The organism is Novosphingobium sp. YAF33, from assembly GCF_052113265.1.
Taxonomy (GTDB): Bacteria; Pseudomonadota; Alphaproteobacteria; order Sphingomonadales; family Sphingomonadaceae; genus Novosphingobium.
Genome location: NZ_JBFRCW010000009.1, coordinates 171,125 through 188,930 on the forward strand (window position 1 = coordinate 171,125; position 17,806 = coordinate 188,930).

General features: G+C 65.3%; 18 protein-coding genes. 16 read left to right on the forward strand and 2 right to left on the reverse strand.

Translation table 11 applies throughout. The annotated features are described in order from the left end of the window. Positions 1-47: 47 nt before the first annotated feature. The 10 genes from AB4Z00_RS19460 (at position 48) to AB4Z00_RS19505 (ending at position 11,204) form a co-directional block, all read left to right on the forward strand. Positions 48-899, forward strand: a complete 852-nt coding sequence (locus AB4Z00_RS19460) for a helix-turn-helix domain-containing protein (RefSeq protein WP_132264620.1) — start codon at positions 48-50, stop codon at positions 897-899. A 119-nt stretch (positions 900-1,018) separates the two neighbouring features. Further along, on the forward strand, positions 1,019-2,116 hold the full coding sequence (gene pheS / locus AB4Z00_RS19465) for a phenylalanine--tRNA ligase subunit alpha (protein ID WP_132264622.1): 1,098 nt from the start codon (positions 1,019-1,021) through the stop codon (positions 2,114-2,116). Between the two features lie 20 nt (positions 2,117-2,136). After that, positions 2,137-4,557 carry a phenylalanine--tRNA ligase subunit beta gene (pheT, locus tag AB4Z00_RS19470; RefSeq protein ID WP_442046953.1) on the forward strand — a complete coding sequence of 807 codons (2,421 nt, stop codon included), beginning with the start codon at positions 2,137-2,139 and terminating at the stop codon, positions 4,555-4,557. Positions 4,558-4,622: 65 nt separating this feature from the next. After that, positions 4,623-5,504, forward strand: a complete 882-nt coding sequence (locus AB4Z00_RS19475; RefSeq protein WP_134094891.1) for an aldose 1-epimerase family protein — start codon at positions 4,623-4,625, stop codon at positions 5,502-5,504. Positions 5,505-5,517: 13 nt separating this feature from the next. Next, positions 5,518-6,267: an SDR family NAD(P)-dependent oxidoreductase gene (locus AB4Z00_RS19480; RefSeq protein WP_442046954.1), complete on the forward strand. Its 750-nt coding sequence runs from the start codon at positions 5,518-5,520 to the stop codon at positions 6,265-6,267. A 197-nt stretch (positions 6,268-6,464) separates the two neighbouring features. After that, the gene (locus AB4Z00_RS19485) at positions 6,465-8,000 is read left to right on the forward strand and encodes a peptide chain release factor 3 (RefSeq protein ID WP_132264627.1); all 1,536 of its coding nucleotides are present in this window, start codon (positions 6,465-6,467) and stop codon (positions 7,998-8,000) included. Positions 8,001-8,099: 99 nt separating this feature from the next. Further along, positions 8,100-8,804, forward strand: coding sequence for an endonuclease/exonuclease/phosphatase family protein (locus tag AB4Z00_RS19490; protein ID WP_132264629.1), 705 nt, complete (start codon positions 8,100-8,102; stop codon positions 8,802-8,804). Positions 8,805-8,954: 150 nt separating this feature from the next. Continuing rightward, on the forward strand, positions 8,955-9,293 hold the full coding sequence (locus AB4Z00_RS19495; RefSeq protein ID WP_132264630.1) for a P-II family nitrogen regulator: 339 nt from the start codon (positions 8,955-8,957) through the stop codon (positions 9,291-9,293). Positions 9,294-9,322: 29 nt separating this feature from the next. After that, entirely contained in the window at positions 9,323-10,627 is a 1,305-nt protein-coding gene (locus tag AB4Z00_RS19500) for an ammonium transporter (protein ID WP_132264632.1), read from the forward strand. Positions 10,628-10,865: 238 nt separating this feature from the next. After that, positions 10,866-11,204: a P-II family nitrogen regulator gene (locus AB4Z00_RS19505; RefSeq protein WP_132264634.1), complete on the forward strand. Its 339-nt coding sequence runs from the start codon at positions 10,866-10,868 to the stop codon at positions 11,202-11,204. Between the two features lie 37 nt (positions 11,205-11,241). On the opposite strand, the gene AB4Z00_RS19510 is transcribed toward AB4Z00_RS19505, so the two are convergent. Continuing rightward, complete coding sequence (locus AB4Z00_RS19510; RefSeq protein WP_132264635.1) at positions 11,242-11,670, reverse strand: TIGR01244 family sulfur transferase; 429 nt, start codon at positions 11,668-11,670, stop codon at positions 11,242-11,244. Positions 11,671-11,970: 300 nt separating this feature from the next. Here AB4Z00_RS19510 and AB4Z00_RS19515 point away from each other — a divergent pair, with 300 nt between their 5' ends. The 6 genes from AB4Z00_RS19515 to queC all read left to right on the forward strand — a co-directional run bounded on the left by AB4Z00_RS19515 (position 11,971) and on the right by queC (position 17,182). Next, complete coding sequence (locus AB4Z00_RS19515; protein WP_132265300.1) at positions 11,971-12,750, forward strand: cold-shock protein; 780 nt, start codon at positions 11,971-11,973, stop codon at positions 12,748-12,750. Positions 12,751-12,890: 140 nt separating this feature from the next. After that, positions 12,891-14,081, forward strand: a complete 1,191-nt coding sequence (locus tag AB4Z00_RS19520; protein ID WP_134094719.1) for an aspartate aminotransferase family protein — start codon at positions 12,891-12,893, stop codon at positions 14,079-14,081. Then, a complete protein-coding gene (gene argF / locus AB4Z00_RS19525) occupies positions 14,081-15,007 on the forward strand; it encodes an ornithine carbamoyltransferase (RefSeq protein WP_132264638.1) in 927 nt (308 codons plus the stop codon). Before AB4Z00_RS19520 ends, argF begins: the two co-directional genes overlap by 1 nt. Further along, positions 15,004-15,909 (forward strand): Hsp33 family molecular chaperone HslO, encoded by a 906-nt coding sequence (hslO, locus tag AB4Z00_RS19530; protein WP_132264640.1) that lies wholly within the window; start codon positions 15,004-15,006, stop codon positions 15,907-15,909. Before argF ends, hslO begins: the two co-directional genes overlap by 4 nt. 127 nt (positions 15,910-16,036) lie before the next feature. After that, positions 16,037-16,438 (forward strand): hypothetical protein, encoded by a 402-nt coding sequence (locus tag AB4Z00_RS19535; RefSeq protein ID WP_431567396.1) that lies wholly within the window; start codon positions 16,037-16,039, stop codon positions 16,436-16,438. Positions 16,439-16,486: 48 nt separating this feature from the next. After that, the gene (gene queC, locus AB4Z00_RS19540) at positions 16,487-17,182 is read left to right on the forward strand and encodes a 7-cyano-7-deazaguanine synthase QueC (protein WP_314467547.1); all 696 of its coding nucleotides are present in this window, start codon (positions 16,487-16,489) and stop codon (positions 17,180-17,182) included. Between the two features lie 157 nt (positions 17,183-17,339). Here the strand turns inward: queC and AB4Z00_RS19545 are convergent. Further along, on the reverse strand, positions 17,340-17,806 hold a 467-nt coding region (locus AB4Z00_RS19545), incomplete at its 5' end, for an OmpA family protein (RefSeq protein ID WP_442046955.1).

Genomic DNA, 17,806 nt, shown 5'->3' on the forward strand with positions numbered 1-17,806 from the left:
GTACCAAAAGGACAGGGGTAAGGCGTGGCACGAAGAATAGACAGGGAATGACAGCTAGGCGGGTCGTCATACAGTATTGTCCCGTACCGGCGGGCCTCGATCGCTACCTGTCGGTGCTGTTTTACTGTGAAATCGAACTGGGCGAGAACGAGCGTCTCCATGACGTCCTGTTTCCCGACTGGGCCAGTCTGCGCTTCCATTTCGGGTCGACAGGCGATGGCGAGATTCGCGCCGGATCTCGACTGGAAAGCTGCCGGTTCTCGGTCACCGGCCCGCGCTCGCAGGAAGTGCGCTTCTCCATGGCCACGGCGCGGGAGTGGGGCTTCGGCCTGACCCCGCTCGGTTGGGCGACGTTCCTGGGCGTGCCGGCCGACCGCTATGCCAATGTGCTGGTCGATGGCGACGCGGATCCGGTCTTCGCCCATTTCAAGCCGCTTCACGATGCCTTGGCGGCTGAGGATAGCCCGGGCGATCAGCTCGACCGGTTGACCGCTTTCGTCGCCGCCATGCCGCGCCGCCCGGTGGTCCACGAAGACCTCATCCTGGCCATCTGCGAGGCGCTCGCCAATCCGGAAGTGCGCTCCGCCACCGACCTGGCCGCCCGCGTCCGCGCGCATCCGCGCATGGTGGAGCGCGTCTGCCGCGCCGCTTTCGGTTTCCCGCCCAAGCTCCTGCTGCGCCGCCAGCGGTTCCTGCGCAGCATCGAGCAGTTCACGCTGGAGCCCAAGCGCAAGTGGATCGGCGCGATCGATTCCGCCTATCACGACCAGGCCCAGTTCGTCCGCGATTTCCGGGCCTTCATGGGCATGACCCCGCGGCAATATGCCAAGCTGGACAAGCCGGTGACCGGGCCGCTCATGCGCGAAAGGGCGCGCCACGCCCGTCTCGCCTTGCGCTAGTCGGGGCCGGCGGCATGCCGTCCGGATAAGTGCCATCGCGATTGCCGCCGTTGCGATTTGCCGGCCGTCCCCTTAAGGACCGCGCTTCCAGATATCAGCAACAGTCAGGCAGACCACCAGTGGACTACGCAGCAACCGGCCAGGAGGCGCTCTCGCGGATTGCGGAAGCATCCGATCTCGATACGCTGGAGGCGCTGCGTGTCGAGTTTCTGGGCAAGCAGGGTTCGATCTCCGGCCTGCTGAAGACGCTGGGCAAGCTCGATCCCGAAGAGCGCAAGGTCGAAGGGCCCAAGATCCACGCGCTGCGTGAAAGCGTGAGCGACGCGCTCGCCGCCCGCAAGGACGCGCTGGAGACGGCGGCGCTGAACGCCCGCCTCGCCGCCGAGACGATCGACCTATCGCTGCCCGCACCCGAAGCGCCGCGCGGCACCGTCCACCCGATCTCGCAAGTGATGGACGAGATTGCCGAGATCTTCGCCGATCTCGGCTTCTCCGTCGCCACCGGGCCGGAGATCGAGGACGACTGGCACAACTTCACCGCCCTCAACATGCCGGAAAGCCACCCGGCCCGCGCGATGCACGATACGTTCTACTTCCCGGACCGCGACGCCCAGAACCGTGAGATGCTGCTGCGCACGCACACTTCGCCGGTGCAGATGCGCACGATGCTGGCGCAGGGCGCCCCGCTGCGCATCATCGCGCCGGGCCGCGTCTACCGTTCGGACAGCGACGCCACCCACACGCCGATGTTCCATCAGGTCGAGGGCCTGGTGATCGACAAGGATGTCCACCTCGGCCACCTGAAGTGGACGCTGGAGACTTTCCTGAAGGCGTTCTTCGAGCGTGAGGACATCGTCCTGCGCCTGCGCCCCAGCTACTTCCCCTTTACCGAACCCTCGGTAGAAGCGGACATCGGCTTCACCCTGATCGACGGCAAGCGCGTGATCGGCGGCGATCCGTCGAAGGGCGAGGGCGGCTGGATGGAGGTGCTCGGCTCGGGCATGGTCAATCGCCGCGTCATCGAATTCGCCGGGCTCGACCCCGACGAATGGCAGGGTTTCGCCTTCGGCATCGGCATCGATCGCCTGGCCATGCTGAAGTACGGCATGGACGACCTGCGCGCCTTCTTCGACGGCGATGTGCGCTGGCTCTCCCACTACGGTTTCTCCGCCCTCGACGTGCCGACCCTTTCGGGCGGCGTTGGCACTCCGGCCTGAGCGCGGGAAGGATCTAGAAAATGAAGTTCTCGCTTTCCTGGCTCAAGCAGTACCTTGAGACCGACGCCTCGCTTGAGGAAATCGCCCTGAAGCTCAACGCCATCGGGCTTGAGGTCGAAGGCATCGAAGACCCCGCCGCCAAGCTGGCCGGCTTCCGCGTGGCCAAGGTGCTGACGGCGGACAAGCATCCGCAGGCGGACAAGCTGCAGGTCCTCACCGTCGATACGGGTGAGGGCGTGCTCCAGGTCGTCTGCGGCGCGCCCAACGCGCGTGCGGGCCTTGTCGGCGTGCTCGGCCTTGCCGGTGCCACGGTGCCCGCCAACGGCATGGTGCTGAAGGTCGCCGCCGTGCGCGGCGTCGAATCGAACGGCATGATGTGCTCCACGCGCGAGCTGGAGCTGGGCGAAGATCACGACGGCATCATCGAACTGCCCGCGGACGCGCCGGTCGGCACGCCTTTCGCGGACTACCACGGCGCCGATCCGGTGATCGAGGTGGCCATCACCCCGAACCGTCCGGACTGCATGGGCGTCTACGGCATCGCGCGCGATCTTGCCGCTGTCGGCATCGGCACGCTGAAGCCGATCGAGGTGCTGGACATCCCCGGCAGCTTCCCCTGCCCGGTGGACGTGCGCACCGACGATGCAGAGGGTTGCCCGGCGTTCTATGGCCGCGTGATCAAGGGCGTGAAGAACGGCCCTTCACCGCAGTGGCTGCAGGATCGCCTGAAGGCGGCCGGTCAGCGTCCGATCTCGGCGCTGGTCGATGCCACCAATTACCTGATGCTGGCCTATGGCCGCCCGGCGCATGCCTATGACCTTGCCAAGTTGAACGGCGCCGTTGTCGCGCGCCGGGCGACGGACGGCGAGACGGTCGTCGCGCTGAACGAAAAGACCTACACGCTCGACGCAGAGATGACCGTGATCGCCGACGATTCGGGCGTGCACGACATTGCCGGCATCATGGGCGGCGAGCATTCGGGCTGCGGTGACGAAACCACCGACGTCCTGCTCGAAATCGCCTACTTCGATCCCGAGCGCATCGCCAAGACGGGCCGCAAGCTCAACCTCACCTCGGACGCGCGCAGCCGTTTCGAGCGTGGGATCGATCCCAACTTCCTCGACACCGGCCTCGACCACCTCACCCAGCTGATCCAGACGCTCTGCGGCGGTGAAGCCTCGCAGGCGGTGCGCAGCGGCGCGGCCCCGGCGACGCCGAAGATCGTCCACTTCGATCCGGCGCTGACCGAGAAGCTGGGCGGCGTGGCGATCGAGCCCGGCGAACAGCAACGCATCCTGGAGAGCCTGGGCTTCTCGGTCGTCGCCGAGCAGGCAAACTTCGACAAGTCGTGGGCCATCACCGTTCCCGGCTGGCGTCCGGACGTGGACGGCGCGCCCGACATCGTCGAGGAAGTGGTCCGCATCAACGGTCTCGACAAGGTAACCAGCGTCGCCCTGCCGCGTGCTGACGGCGTTGCCCGTCCCACCGCCACGCCGACCCAGGCGCTGGAACGCCGCGTTCGCCGCGCCGCCGCTGCGCGGGGGCTGCACGAGGCGGTCACCTGGTCGTTCCTGCCCACCGCCGAGGCCGATGCCTTTGCGGACGGCCATGCCTTGTGGTCGCTCGCCAACCCGATCAGCGAGGATATGAAGGTCATGCGGCCTTCGCTGCTGCCGGGCCTGCTGATGGCGGCCAAGCGCAACCTCGATCGCGGTGCTTCGTCGCTGCGCCTGTTCGAACTCGGCCGTCGCTATCTGCGCGGCGCGGGCGGTGCGAGCGATGAACGCCTTGCGCTCGGCTTCGTGCTGGCTGGCGAGAAGGTCTCGCGCGGCTGGGCGACGGGCAAGGCGACTGCGTTCGACGCCTACGACGCCAAGGCCGAAGTCACCGCGCTGCTGGCCGAGGCCGGCGCGCCGGTCGAGAAGCTGCAAGTGATGGGCGTTGACGACTCTGGGCATGGCCCGCAGTTCCACCCCGGCCAGTCGGCCACGCTGCGCCTCGGCCCCAAGAACGTGCTGGCGCGCTTCGGCATGCTGCACCCTACGGTCGCCAGGCAGTTCGACATCGAAGGCCCGGTGGCCGTGGCCGAGATCTACCTCGACGCGATCCCCGGCAAGAAGGGCGCCGCCACCTTCGCCCGCACCCGCTATGCGCCTCCGGCGCTCCAGGCGGTGACGCGCGACTTCGCGTTCCTCGTGCCGGTCGAACTGGCCGCGGGCGATCTCGTCCGCATGGTCGCGGGCGCGGACAAGGCGAACATCGTCGCGGTCCGCCTGTTCGACGACTTCCGGGGGCAGGGCGTGCCCGAGGGCCAGAAGTCGCTGGCGCTCGAAGTCACGCTCCAGCCTCTGGACAAGAGCTACAAGGAAGAAGACCTCAAGGCGATCAGCGACAAGGTGACCGCCGCCGCCGCCAAGCTGGGCGCGGTTCTGCGGGGTTGATGCCATACGTCGTCCCGGACTTGGTCCGGGGCGACGAATCCTTTCGGAGATAGCCGGTGACCGACATGGACTTCGTGACGATTTCTTCCGGCGACCTCACGGCGCGAATCGCGCTGTTCGGGGCCGAACTCTGGTCGCTTACCGACCATGCCGGCCTCGAATACATGACCGATGCCGACCCGGCGTTCTGGACCGGCCATGCTCCGATCCTGTTCCCCATCGTTGGCGCGCTGAACGGCAATCGCTATCGGCTGGGTGACCGCGAATACGAATTGCCCAAGCATGGTTTCGCGCGCCATTCGCTGTTCGAACTCGTGGAGATTGCGGGCGATCACGTCCGCCTCCGCCTTCGCGACAGCGACGAGACGCGCAAGGTCTATCCCTTCGCGTTCACGCTGGACCTGGACTTCCGCCTGGAAGGCATGAGCCTTCACACCCAGGCCACGGTGACCAATGCGGGCGGCGAGGTCATGCCGTTCAGCTTCGGGTATCATCCCGCCTTCGCCTGGCCGCTGCCGGGCGGCGCGGCCAAGGCCGATCACACGATCGCTTTCGAGCAGCCGGAACCCCAGCCGATTCGCCGCATCGACATGCCGACCGGCCTCGTTCTGCCCGAACCGGTGGCGACGCCGGTCGAGGGACATCTGCTGACGCCCGAGCCCGCGCAGTTCGAGACCGACGCGCTGATCTGGGACCGGCTCGCCAGCCGGGCGCTCACGTTCGGCGCACCCGGCGGCGGGCAGCTTGCCGTCGCTTTCCCGGACACGCCGATGCTCGGGATCTGGCAGAAGCCGGGGGCGAACTATCTCTGCATCGAACCGTGGCAGGGCATCGCCGATCCCCTGGGCTATACCGGCGAATTCCGCGCCAAGCCCGGCGTGCTTTCGCTCGACCCCGGTGCAAACCGCAGCTTTCGCATGGACGTTACCGTCCTGACCGCCGACTAGGAGACCTTTCCCGATGAAGACCGCACTCGTAACCGGCGCCACGTCCGGAATCGGCGAAGCCTGTGCCCGCGCGTTCATCGCTGCCGGCTGGCGCGTGGTCGGCACCGGCCGCCGGGCCGAACGTCTGGACGCGCTGAAAGCCGAACTGGGCGCGGACACGTTCCACGCCGCCGTCTTCGACGTGCGCGACGAAGCCGCGCGCGACGCTGCCCTTGCCGCGCTCCCGGCCGAATTCGCAGGCATCGATTGCCTGGTGAACAATGCCGGTCTCGCCCTCGGCACCGAGCCGGCCCAGAGCGCCTCGCTGGAAAGCTGGAAGACCATGATCGACACCAATGTCACCGCGCTGGTCTCGCTCACGCACAAGCTCCTGCCCGCGCTGGTGGAGCGCAAGGGCGCGATCGTCAACTTGTCCTCGGTGGCGGCGACTTATCCCTATACCGGCGGCAACGTCTACGGCGGCACCAAGGCCTTCGTGCACCAGTTCTCGCTCGGCCTGCGCTCGGACCTTGCGGGTACGGGCGTGCGCGTCACCTCGATCGAGCCGGGCATGGTGGAGACCGAGTTCACCCTCGTGCGCACGGGCGGCAACCAGCAGGCCTCGGACAACCTTTATGGCGGCGCCAATCCGATGACGGCCGAGGATATCGCCGGAACCGTGCTCTGGGTGGCGACCTTGCCGGCGCACCTCAACATCAACACCCTGGAACTGATGCCGGTCAGCCAGTCCTTCGCGGGCTTCCAGGTCGCGCGGGAGGGCTGAGCGCGGCTTCTCTCCCGCGGCCCAACCTTCGTCATCCACGAGGAGGCGGAGTCGACGAAGCAATCCATAGCGGCGTAAGACGGCCCCTGGATTGCTTCGCTCCGCTCGCAATGACGAAGGTGGGCTGGGTAGCGGCGGTGGGCCGTGTCCCCTTTCCGCCCTTTCCATCTTGCCCCGCGCCCACTAATAGCGCGCCGATGAGCAACGTCCCCCACCAGTCCCGGCGCACTTTCGCGATCATCTCGCATCCTGACGCCGGTAAGACCACCCTCACCGAGAAGCTGCTGCTGCAAGGCGGCGCGATCCATCTGGCGGGGCAGGTCAAGGCACGCGGCGCCGCGCGGCGCGCGCGGTCGGACTGGATGAAGATCGAGCAGCAGCGCGGCATTTCCGTGACCAGCTCGGTCATGACCTTCGAGCGGGACGGAATTACTTTCAACCTGCTCGACACGCCGGGCCACGAGGACTTCTCGGAAGACACGTACCGCACGCTCACCGCCGTCGATTCGGCGATCATGGTGATCGACGCGGCCAAGGGCATCGAGCCGCAGACCCGCAAGCTCTTCGAGGTCTGCCGCCTGCGCTCGGTGCCGATCATCACTTTCATCAACAAGGTCGACCGCGAAGGCCGCGCCTGCTTCGACCTGATGGACGAAGTGGCCGACATGCTGGCGCTGGATGTCTGCCCGATGTCCTGGCCGGTCGGCATGGGGGGCCTGTTCGAAGGCATTCTCGACATCGCCACGGGCAAGGTCAGCCGTCCGGAAGGGCCGAGCAAGGAGTTCCTCGGCAAAGTCGACGAGAACGTGACCCTGCCCGAAGCCGTGGCCGAGGAACTGGAACTGGCCCAGGCCGGCTATCCCGAATTCGACGTCGACGCCTATCGCGGCGGCGACCTCACCCCGGTCTACTTCGGCTCGGCGCTCAAGAACTTCGGCGTCACCGAACTGATCGACGCGATCGAGAAGTTCGCACCGCCGCCGCGCCCGCAGCCTTCGAACGAGGGCACGATCGAGCCGGAGAACAAGGAAGTCACCGGCTTCATCTTCAAGGTCCAGGCCAATATGGACCCCATGCACCGCGACCGCATCGCCTTCATGCGGCTGGTCTCGGGCACCTTCAAGCGCGGCATGAAGCTGACGCCCTCGGGCCTGGGAAAGCCGATCGCGGTGCACTCCCCGATCCTGTTCTTCGCGCAGGACCGCGAGATCGCGGACAATGCCGAGCCGGGCGACATCATCGGCATTCCCAACCACGGCACCTTGCGCGTGGGCGACACGCTGTCCGAGAAGAACCAGGTGCGCTTCACCGGCCTGCCGAACTTCGCGCCCGAAATCCTGCGCCGCGTCGCCCTGAAGGATCCGACCAAGACCAAGCAGCTCCGCAAGGCGCTGGACGACCTTTCGGAAGAGGGCGTGATCCAGGTGTTCTACCCGGAGATCGGTTCGCAATGGATCGTCGGCGTGGTCGGCCAGCTCCAGCTCGACGTGCTGATCAGCCGCCTCGAAGCCGAGTACAAGGTCGAGGCTGTGCTGGAAGGCTCGCCGTTCGACACCGCCCGCTGGATCAAGGGCGACGACAAGACGCTGCGCGACTTCGCCGAATTCAACAAGATGAACCTCGCCAAGGACCGCGACGGCGACCCCGTGTTCATGGCGCGCTCGGCTTGGGACGTCAGCTATCAGCAGGAACGCAACCCGGACCTGACCTTCAGCGCCACCAAGGAGCGTTGAGGATCTCGTCGTCCCGGATCAGGTCCGGGACGACGAACCGGGAACCTCATGCTATTCCGGCGGATTGCTACGCTATCCCCTTGGCCGGAAAGTCGTTCGTTGCAGATCAAGTTCGCCAGCTACAACATTCACAAGGCCGTCGGTCTCGACCGGCGGCGAGACCCTGAGCGCATCCTGACCGTCCTGCGCGAGATCGATGCGGATGTGGTGGCCCTGCAGGAAGTGGACCGCCGTTTCGGCCGCCGGATGAGCGCGCTTCCCCTCGATGCGATCCATACCACCACCGATTATGTGCCGGTGCCGCTGTCGATGAAGCCGGACAGCCTGGGCTGGCACGGGAACGCCATTCTGGTCCGCAAGGGGATCGAGCTGCTCGCGGCGGAGCCCGTCCCGCTCCCGGTGCTGGAGCCGCGCGGGGCGATCCGGGCCGATCTCTCGCTGGAGGGGCATCGTTTCCGGGTCGTGGGCATGCATCTCGACCTTTCCGGACTGCGCCGCCGGTTGCAGGTGCGAAGCGTCCTCGACCATTGCGCTCGCTGCGATAGCGCCGTGCCCACCGTGATGATGGGCGATCTCAACGAATGGTCCGCCAATGGCGGCTGTTTCCGGGAGTTTCACGCACCCTGGCATGTTCTGGTGCCGGGCCGCAGCTTCCCCTCCCGCAGGCCGATGGCAAGGCTGGACCGCATCATTGTGTCCGAGCAGTGGTCTGTCCTCGGAACAAATGTGCACCACAGTGCGCTCTCGGCGATAGGATCCGATCATCTGCCTGTGTTCGCCTCGCTGGAGTTGCCTAAAAAATAGGCAAGTGCTCACGAATCGAGCGACGCATCATGCTGCACTTGCGTTCGGCTGATTAAATTCAGGCCGAATTGAGCCAATCGAAGAATTGGCACGCCCTTTGCATATCCTGTTTTCAGCCGGCGCGGGGCCGGTAACAAACAGGGGATAGGCATGAAGTTCATCATAGCCATCATCAAACCCTTCAAGCTCGACGAAGTTCGGGAAGCGTTGGGCGCAATCGGTGTCGCCGGAATGACCGTGTCCGAAGTGAAGGGCTTCGGGCGCCAGAAGGGTCAGACCGAAATCTATCGTGGGGCCGAGTATTCGACCAACATGCTCCCGAAAGTGAAGATCGAAGTGGCCGCGCCGGACGATCTGGCGCCGAAGATCGTGGAAACGATCCAGCAGGTCGCCAGCACCGAAGCCATCGGCGACGGCAAGATCTTCGTCCTCGATCTGGCTGCAGCCGTGCGCATCCGCACCGGCGAGTCCGGGGATACCGCGCTTTGACCGGCGCTTTCGACAGGAGGGAAACCACGATGAACCGCAAGATTCTTTGCGGCGCCGGCGCACTGGGTGCGTCGTTGTTCGCCGCCATGCCTGCCTGGGCGCAGGACGCCGCCGCCACGCCGACAATCGACAAGGGCGATACCGCCTGGATGCTGACGTCGACGTTGCTCGTCTTCCTGATGATCCTGCCCGGCCTCGCCTTGTTCTACGGCGGCCTGACCCGCTCGAAGAACATGCTCTCCACCATGACGCAGATCGGCGCAGCGGCCAGCTTCGCCATGCTGATCTGGGTCATGTACGGCTACACCATGGCCTTCGGTGATGGCGGCAACGCTTTCGTCGCCGGCTTCGGCAAGGCCTTCCTCAAGGGCATCACCCCCGATTCGGTTTCGGGCACCATTCCCGAATACGTCTTCGTCTGCTTCCAGATGACTTTCGCGGCGATCACCATCGCGCTGGTCCTGGGCTCGACGGTCGAACGCATCAAGTTCTCGGCAGTCATGGTTTTCGCAGCCATCTGGCTGACGATCGTCTACTTCCCGATCGCGCACATGGTATGGGCACCGACCGGCTACTTCTTCGGTCTCGGCGCGCTCGACTATGCTGGCGGCACCGTGGTCCACATCAATGCCGGCGTTTCGGCACTGGTGGCCGCGCTGATCCTGGGCAAGCGCAAGGGCTACCCCAACGAACCGATGCCGCCGCACTCGCTGACGCTGACTTTCGTCGGCACCGGCCTGCTGTGGGTGGGCTGGTTCGGCTTCAACGCCGGCTCGGCTCTCTCGGCCAACGGCGCCGCCAGCCTTGCCATGATCAACACTTTCGTCGCCACCGCCTCTGCCGGCCTGTTCTGGATGCTCGCCGAGCGTCTGGCCGGTCACAAGGGTTCGGCCCTGGGCTTCTGCTCGGGCGTCGTCGCCGGCCTCGTCGCCGTCACCCCTGCTGCTGGCAATTCGGGTCCCTTCGGCGCCATCGTTCTCGGCGCGGTCGCTTCGATCATCTGCTTCTTCGCTGTCAGCAAGCTCAAGCCCATGCTCGGCTATGACGACGCGCTGGATGCCTTCGGCGTCCACGGCATCGGCGGCATCGTCGGCGCCATCGGCACCGGCATCGTCTGTTCGCCGGCGCTCGGCGGCCCGGGCAAGGCGGACTTCTCGATCGGCTCGCAGCTCGTGATCCAGTTCGAAGCGGTTCTCGCCACGATCGTGATCTCCACGATCGGCACCGTCGTCGCGATCTATGTCGCCAAGGCAGTCACCGGCCTGCGCGTCGCTCCCGAAGTCGAACTGGAAGGTCTCGACATCGGCGAGCACGGCGAGCGCGCCTACAACTAAGCTTCAAGTTTGGCGGCGGCGGGTACTTCCTCCTCTCCTCTCACCCGTCGCCGCCTACAGATGTTCCTCCTGCGAACACAAACTCAAGGGCCGGAGCCAGCCGCTCCGGCCCATTTTTCGTGCCAAATCGCTTTGTGGTCGCGCCCGGATGTGGGATGCTCGCCCTGCAGCTTCCGCGCAGGAGCCCTCGGGTACTTGAACCGGCCTTTCGAGGCTTGAACCGGCCAGGAGAACGGGCGTGAAGTACATCATCGCGATCATCAAGCCGTTCAAGTTCGCCGAAGTGAGGGAGGCGCTGTCCGCCGCCGGAATTTCGGGCCTGACAGTCTCGGAAGTCAGCGGCTTCGGCCGGCAGAAGGGGCAGAGCGAGATCTATCGCGGCGCGGAATACGCCTCGAGCATGGTGCCCAAGCTGAAGCTGGAAATCGCCGTTTCGGATGCTTTTGCCGGCACGGTGATAGAGATCATCCGCAACACGGCCAGCACCGAGGAAATCGGGGACGGGAAGATCTTCGTCTTCGACCTGGCCGATGTGCTGCGCGTCCGCACCGGCGAACAGGGCGAAATCGCGCTCTAGCGCGCGAAAGCCCCGAAGCGCCGTGCAGCCGGCAGGCTCAATTGCCGGCGGCGAACATATCGATAAGCTGGCGGATCGGCGAGACGTCGTAGCCCGCTGCGGCGGCCTTCGATGCGATCACGGAAGGGTTGTCCCCCGCCTTGGCACGGGCCAGCGCCCAGAGCAGGGTCGATCGCGTTCCCGAACGGCAATAGGCCAGAACCGGACCATCGGCAGTATCCAGGGCCTTGGCCATGGCATCGACCTGGGCCTGGCTGAAACCGCCGTGGCCCACGGGAATGGCCACATAGTCGATCCCTGCGGCGCGCGCTTCCGCCTCGATCGCATCGCCCGGCGTCTGATCGTCGCTCTCGCCCTCGGGGCGGTTGTTGACGATCCGCACGATTCCCATTTCCTTCGCTTCGGCGATGGCTTCGGTGCCGATTTGCGGGCTGGCGAAGACGGAGTCGGTGATCTGGCGGAACATGAAAGCGAGTCTCCGGTATGAAACGGGCTGTTTGCGCCCCGGTTCGGCCTGAAATTCGTCCACGTCAAGCGCCCTGTTCCCGCTAAAAGCAAGCCGGAACGTCGTGAAAATGCGTTATTTCGTCGATTGGACGGGATTCTGGACCGTAATTGTGTTCGCCATGTGGCAGAACCTCGTGTATGACTGGAGATCGCAGGTAGGATCCGGCTTGTCCCGGCTGTCTTGCTTGCCGCCCGGCGCGGTTCGTCCACGTGACCGGGTTTATGCTTTTTGGGGCGCAGCGAAGGTACGTTCGTAGACATGGGTTTTGACAGAGGTCGTCGCGGAAGGGGACGCGACAAGCGCGATGGTGGTTTTGGTGAGAACGAGTTCGATCCGTTCTTCGCCGGCCAGGATCGTTTCGGTGGCGGTGACCGTTTCGGTGGCGGCGGCGATCGCTTCGGCGGTGGCGGTGGTGACCGCGGTGGTTTCGGCGGCGGTGACCGCTTCGGCGGCGGCGGCGGTGATCGCGGCGGCTTCGGCGGCCCGCGCGGCGGCGGCGGTGGCGGCTTCGGCGGACCCCGCGGTGGCGGCGGTGGCGGCGGAATGCCTGCCCAGGTCGTCGGCCAGGGCAAGGGCGTCGTAAAGTTCTTCAACGGCGCCAAGGGCTTCGGTTTCATTCAGCGCGATGAAGGCGGCGAAGACGTCTTCGTGCACATCAGCGCAGTGGAACGTGCCGGCCTCGAAGGCTTGGCTGAAGGCCAGCAGCTCGAATTCCAGCTCGTCGATCGCGGCGGCAAGATTTCGGCCAGCGAACTCGTCGTCGTCGGCGACGTGATCCCCGTCGAAAAGCGCGAGCCTGCGCCGCAGCGTCAGCTGACCGGCGAAAAGGCCACCGGCACCGTGAAGTTCTTCAATTCCATGAAGGGCTTCGGCTTCATCACCCGTGATGACGGCCAGCCGGACGCATTCGTTCACATCAGCGCTGTCGAGCGTTCGGGCCTTGGCGCCCTGAACGAAGGCGATCGCGTGGAGTTCGACATCGAGGTCGATCGACGAGGCAAGTACTCGGCGGTCAACCTGGCGCCGCTCCAGGGCTGATCAGCCTGCAACGCTTCCGGTGTTTGACCGGGAGCCTGCAAACACCTAAAAGCGCGCAAATGGCGGTCCGGATAGGGCCGCCATTTGTCGTTTGCGATTCCCGTTTTCACTTCACTGTTTCGTTATCGAGGAATTCCGTCATGTCGATCACTCCGCTGATGCCCGTGTACCCCCGGTGCGGCGTTCGGCCCGTTCGCGGCGAACACTGCCACCTCATCAGTGAAGACGGTCGCCGATTCCTCGATTTCGCCAGCGGCATTGCCGTCAATCTGCTGGGTCATTCGCATCCCGGCCTGATCGGCGCGATCCAGAAGCAGGCCGAGACGCTGATGCACGTCTCCAATCTTTACGGCAGCCCGCAGGGCGAGGCGATTGCCCAGCGCATCATCGACCTGACTTTTGCCGATACCGTGTTCTTCACCAATTCCGGCGCGGAAGCGGTGGAATGCGCGATCAAGACTGCGCGCGCTTATCACCAGCACGTCGGCAACGACCACAAGTACGAGCTGATCACGTTCAACAACGCCTTCCACGGCCGGACCATGGCGACGATCAGCGCCTCCAACCAGGAAAAGATGCACAAGGGCTTCTTGCCGCTGCTGCCTGGCTTCAAGTATCTGGACTTCAATGACCTGGAAGCGGCCAAGGCTGCGATCGGCCCCAACACGGCCGGTTTCCTGGTCGAGCCGATCCAGGGCGAAGGCGGCGTACGCATCGCCTCCGACGAATTCCTCCAGGGCCTGCGCCAGCTTTGCGACGAGCATGACCTCATGCTCGTCCTCGACGAAGTGCAGAGCGGCGTCGGCCGCGCCGGCACGCTCTATGCTTACGAGCAGTTCGGCGTGGTGCCGGATATCATGTCCACCGCCAAGGGCATCGGCGGCGGCTTCCCCGTTGGCGCCTGCCTCGCCACCGAGAAGGCCGCGCGCGGCATGGTAATCGGCGCGCATGGCTCGACTTATGGCGGCAATCCCTTCGCCATGGCCGCGATCGGCGCGGTGCTCGACGTGGTTTCGGACGAGGCCTTCCTCGCCGATGTCCGCGCCAAGGGCGAACGCCTGCGCGCCCGGCTGGAACAGTTCATCGGCAATTACCCCGAGCTGTTCGAATCGGTCCACGGGCGCGGCCTGTTCATCGGCATCAAGCTGAAGAGCGAACCGCGCGCCTTCGTGGCCCACATGCGCGACAATCATCAGGTGCTGACCGTTTCGGCGGGCGACAACGTCGTGCGCGTGCTGCCGCCGCTGGTGATCGACGACAGCCACATCGACGAGTTCATGGACCGGCTTTCCGCGGCTGCGGCAAGCTACCAGCCTGAAGGGGTGGCCTGATGAGCCGGGATTTCGTAGACCTGAGTGACGCCGGCGGCCCCGTCCTGGCCGCGATGATCAACGATGCCATAGACCGCAAGGCGGCACGCAAGGGTTGGCCCAAGGGCAAGCCCGATGCCGACGCTCCGCTGGACGGTCATGTGCTGGCGATGATCTTCGAGAAGAACTCGACTCGCACCCGCGTCTCTTTCGACATGGCCATGCGCCAGCTCGGCGGCAGTGCACTGATCCTCGAATCGGGTTCGACGCAGCTCGGCCGCGGCGAAACGGTGGCGGATACCGCCCGCGTGCTCAGCCGCATGGTCGATGCGATCATGATCCGCACTGACGATCACGCCAAGATCGAGGAACTGGCGCGCCATGCCGACGTGCCGGTCATCAACGGACTGACCGACCTTTCGCACCCCTGCCAGATCGTGGCCGATCTGCTGACCATCGTCGAGCGTGGCTTCTCGCTGCCCGGGCTTCAGCTCGCGTGGCTGGGCGACGGCAACAACGTGGCCAATTCGCTGATCGAGGCGGCAGGGCTGATGAAGTTCACCATCCGTATCGGCGGTCCGGCAGGTTATGAGCCCGATGCCGGCTTCGTCGAGCGCGCCCGCGCAGCGGGCGGCGAAGTGATCTTCACGCAGGATCCGGTCGAGGCCGTTCGCGGCGCGCAAGTGGTCGTCACCGATACCTGGGTCTCGATGGGCCAGGCCGGCGGCGAGGTGCATGTCGCGGCGATGCAGCCCTACCAGGTCAACCCGGCGCTCATGGGCGCTGCGGCCGACAATGCCATGTTCCTGCACTGCCTGCCCGCGCACCGCGGAGAGGAAGTGACGGACGATGTGATCGACGGACCGCAGTCCGGCGCCTGGGACGAGGCCGAGAACCGCATCCATGCCCAGAAATCCGTCTTGCTCTGGGCGCTGGGCAAGCTGTGATCGACGATACGCTGCGCAGCGACGACACCGGGTTCGATCGCGTCCTGGCCTTCACGGTTCCCGCGCGCCACGCGCGCGGGCGTGTCGTGCGGCTGGGGCCGGTGCTGGAAACGGTGCTTTCCGCGCATAGCTATCCCAAGGTCGTCAAGCACGTCCTGGCCGAGGCGCTGGTGCTGACCGCGTTGATGGGCTCTCTGCTCAAGGAGGACGGCGCGCAGCTGACTTTCCAGGCCCAGGCCGAGGGCGGCGCGGTGGATCTGCTCGTCTGCGATTATCGTAACGGGGAACTGCGTGGCTACTTGCGCCACGATCCGGACCTGGTCGAGCGGCTTGAGGAAGATTGCTCGCTGGAGGCGATCTTCGGCGCCGGTTACCTGGCGATCACTTTCGATCTGGAAGCCTCGAACCAGCGCTATCAGGGCGTGGTGCCGCTGGAAGGCGCCTCGCTGGCGGAAGCCTGCGAGAACTATTTCGCGCAGTCCGAGCAGTTGCCTACCGTCATCCGCGTTTCGGTTCGCTCCAATGAACTGCGCTGCGTGGCCGGCGGACTGCTGGTGCAGCACCTGCCGGACGGCGAGGAAGGCAAGGAGCGGCTCCATGCCAAGGAGACGCATCCGGATTGGGAGCATGTCTCGATCATGACCCAGAGCGTCCAGCCGGCCGAACTGGTGGATCCGGTGCTGAATCTGGAGCAGCTCGTCTGGCGGCTTTTCCACGAGGAAGACGAAGTCCGGGTCGAGCCGCTGGAGCCGCTGGAGCGCGGCTGCCGCTGTTCGGTGGAATACTATCGGAACATCCTCGAACGCTTCCCCGAAAGCGAAAAGGCCGACATGCGAGACGAAACGGGTATGGTTCCCGTGGATTGTGCTTTCTGTTCCAAGATCTTGCACGTCCCCGTGTAGTAATTTTCATCCCGCCGACCGGCTTGTCTTGTCGGCGGGGAATGACGATATGGGGCCCATGACCAAGCCCCAGGCACGAAATACCTCCCGTTCGGCCCGCAAGGGCTCCCCTGTTTTACAACTGCGGATGCGGACGGCCCTTATCGTCCTGACTGTCGGCGCGGCGCTTGGCGCCGGGTCGGGGGTGATGGGACAGAAGCGGTCTCTGGACATGCTGGACCAGCTGGAGTCGGGCTCCTGGGAGCTGCGCGAGCGGGGGCAGGGTGGCTCCGTCAACGATGTCTGCGTTCGCAGCGGGCGCCAGTTGATCCAGCTCCGCCATGCCGGGCTGGCTTGCAATTCCGTGGTCGTCGAAGATTCGCCCGCCGAAGTCGTGGTGCAATATACCTGCGCGGGCCAAGGTTACGGCCGCACGCGCATTCGCCGCGAGACCGATGCCCTGGTGCAGATCGACACCCAGGGCATCGTCAATGGCCTGCCCTTCGCTTATGCGGGTGAAGGTCGCCGGCTGGGTGCCTGCCGCAACTAGGGTAAGCACATGGTTGTCATCGCTCCGGCGAAAGCCTAGCGCAGGGCCATGCAGCTTTCTCAAAATACCGAAGGCCGGAAGGCGGTCGTGCTTCTTTCCGGCGGTCTCGACTCCATGGTGGCGGCCGGCATAGCCCGCGAAACGGGTTTCGCCGTGAACGCGCTGACCATCGACTACAACCAGCGCCACCGCTGCGAGATCGACTCCGCGCGGACGATTGCCGCGTTCGTCGGGGCAGAGCGCCATGTCATCCTACCGCTCGACTTGCGGCAGTTCGGCGGCTCCGCGCTGACGGACGATATCGATGTGCCCAAGGATGGCGTGGGCACTGACGTGCCGGTGACTTACGTTCCGGCGCGCAACCTGGTGTTCCTTTCACTGACCCTGGCATGGGCGGAAGCGATCGGGGCCTCGGATATCTTCATCGGGGTGAACGCGCTGGATTACTCGGGTTATCCCGATTGCCGGCCCGAGTTCATCGCCGCGTTCGAGGACATCGCGAAGCTGGCGACCAAGGAAGGCGACCAGGGCACGAACTTCCGCATTCACGCGCCGCTGCAGTACATGGGCAAGGCGGACATCGCGCGCGAGGCGGCGCGGCTGGGCATGGATGCCGGAATGAGCTGGTCCTGCTACGATCCGCAGCCGGGTGACCTGGCCTGCGGTGCGTGTGACAGCTGCCGCTTGCGCAAGGCCGGTTTTGCCGATGCCGGGCTCATCGATCCGACGCCTTACGCGGTCTGATCCCTCTCTTTCCGGAACACACGAACGCCCCGCGCAAGCGGGGCGTTTTTTTGTGCCCTCAATAGAGGGCTTCATCCGGACCAGCCGTCTGAAGCAGGCAAAAGAAAAGGGGGCCGGATTGCTCCGACCCCCCAATCTGTAACCGTTGCCGGTTCGCTTACATGCCCGAACCCGGACCGTAAGTGATTTCGACGCGACGGTTCTGCAGCTCGCGCACGCCGTCAGCAGTCGGAACGCGCGGGTTGGCTTCACCGAAGGCCTGGCTCGAGATCGAGCCGTCCGGAATGCCGTGGCTGGTCAGGTATGCACGAACCGAGTCGTTACGACGCGACGACAGACCCATGTTGTACTTCGGGCTACCCGAACGGTCGGTGTAACCGGCCAGCATGATCGGAACGCTGTTGCAGTTGCCATAGGCACTGACGGCGCTGTCGAGGATGGTGGCGGCTTCCGGCGTGATGTCCGACTTATCCCAGTCGAAGAACACGATGTACGGACCCTTGTTGCATTCCACAACCGGCGGCGGCGGCGGCGGGGGCGGCGGGGGCGGCGGGGGCGGCGGCGGCGGCGGCGGCGGCGGAGCTGCCGGTTCGCCGAAGTTGTAGCCCAGGGTCGCCATCAGCG

Bases quoted from the DNA above. Each gene is read 5' to 3' on its own strand.
- AB4Z00_RS19515 (WP_132265300.1), top strand. From the start codon at position 11,971: ATGGGTTTTGACAGAGGTCGTCGCGGAAGGGGACGCGACAAGCGCGAT.
- AB4Z00_RS19500 (WP_132264632.1), top strand. From the start codon at position 9,323: ATGAACCGCAAGATTCTTTGCGGCGCCGGCGCACTGGGTGCGTCGTTG.
- AB4Z00_RS19480 (WP_442046954.1), top strand. From the start codon at position 5,518: ATGAAGACCGCACTCGTAACCGGCGCCACGTCCGGAATCGGCGAAGCC.
- AB4Z00_RS19520 (WP_134094719.1), top strand. From the start codon at position 12,891: ATGTCGATCACTCCGCTGATGCCCGTGTACCCCCGGTGCGGCGTTCGG.
- AB4Z00_RS19485 (WP_132264627.1), top strand. From the start codon at position 6,465: ATGAGCAACGTCCCCCACCAGTCCCGGCGCACTTTCGCGATCATCTCG.
- AB4Z00_RS19535 (WP_431567396.1), top strand. From the start codon at position 16,037: ATGCGGACGGCCCTTATCGTCCTGACTGTCGGCGCGGCGCTTGGCGCC.
- AB4Z00_RS19460 (WP_132264620.1), top strand. From the start codon at position 48: ATGACAGCTAGGCGGGTCGTCATACAGTATTGTCCCGTACCGGCGGGC.
- argF (WP_132264638.1), top strand. From the start codon at position 14,081: ATGAGCCGGGATTTCGTAGACCTGAGTGACGCCGGCGGCCCCGTCCTG.
- queC (WP_314467547.1), top strand. From the start codon at position 16,487: ATGCAGCTTTCTCAAAATACCGAAGGCCGGAAGGCGGTCGTGCTTCTT.
- AB4Z00_RS19495 (WP_132264630.1), top strand. From the start codon at position 8,955: ATGAAGTTCATCATAGCCATCATCAAACCCTTCAAGCTCGACGAAGTT.
- AB4Z00_RS19510 (WP_132264635.1), bottom strand. From the start codon at position 11,670: ATGTTCCGCCAGATCACCGACTCCGTCTTCGCCAGCCCGCAAATCGGC.
- AB4Z00_RS19475 (WP_134094891.1), top strand. From the start codon at position 4,623: ATGGACTTCGTGACGATTTCTTCCGGCGACCTCACGGCGCGAATCGCG.
- pheT (WP_442046953.1), top strand. From the start codon at position 2,137: ATGAAGTTCTCGCTTTCCTGGCTCAAGCAGTACCTTGAGACCGACGCC.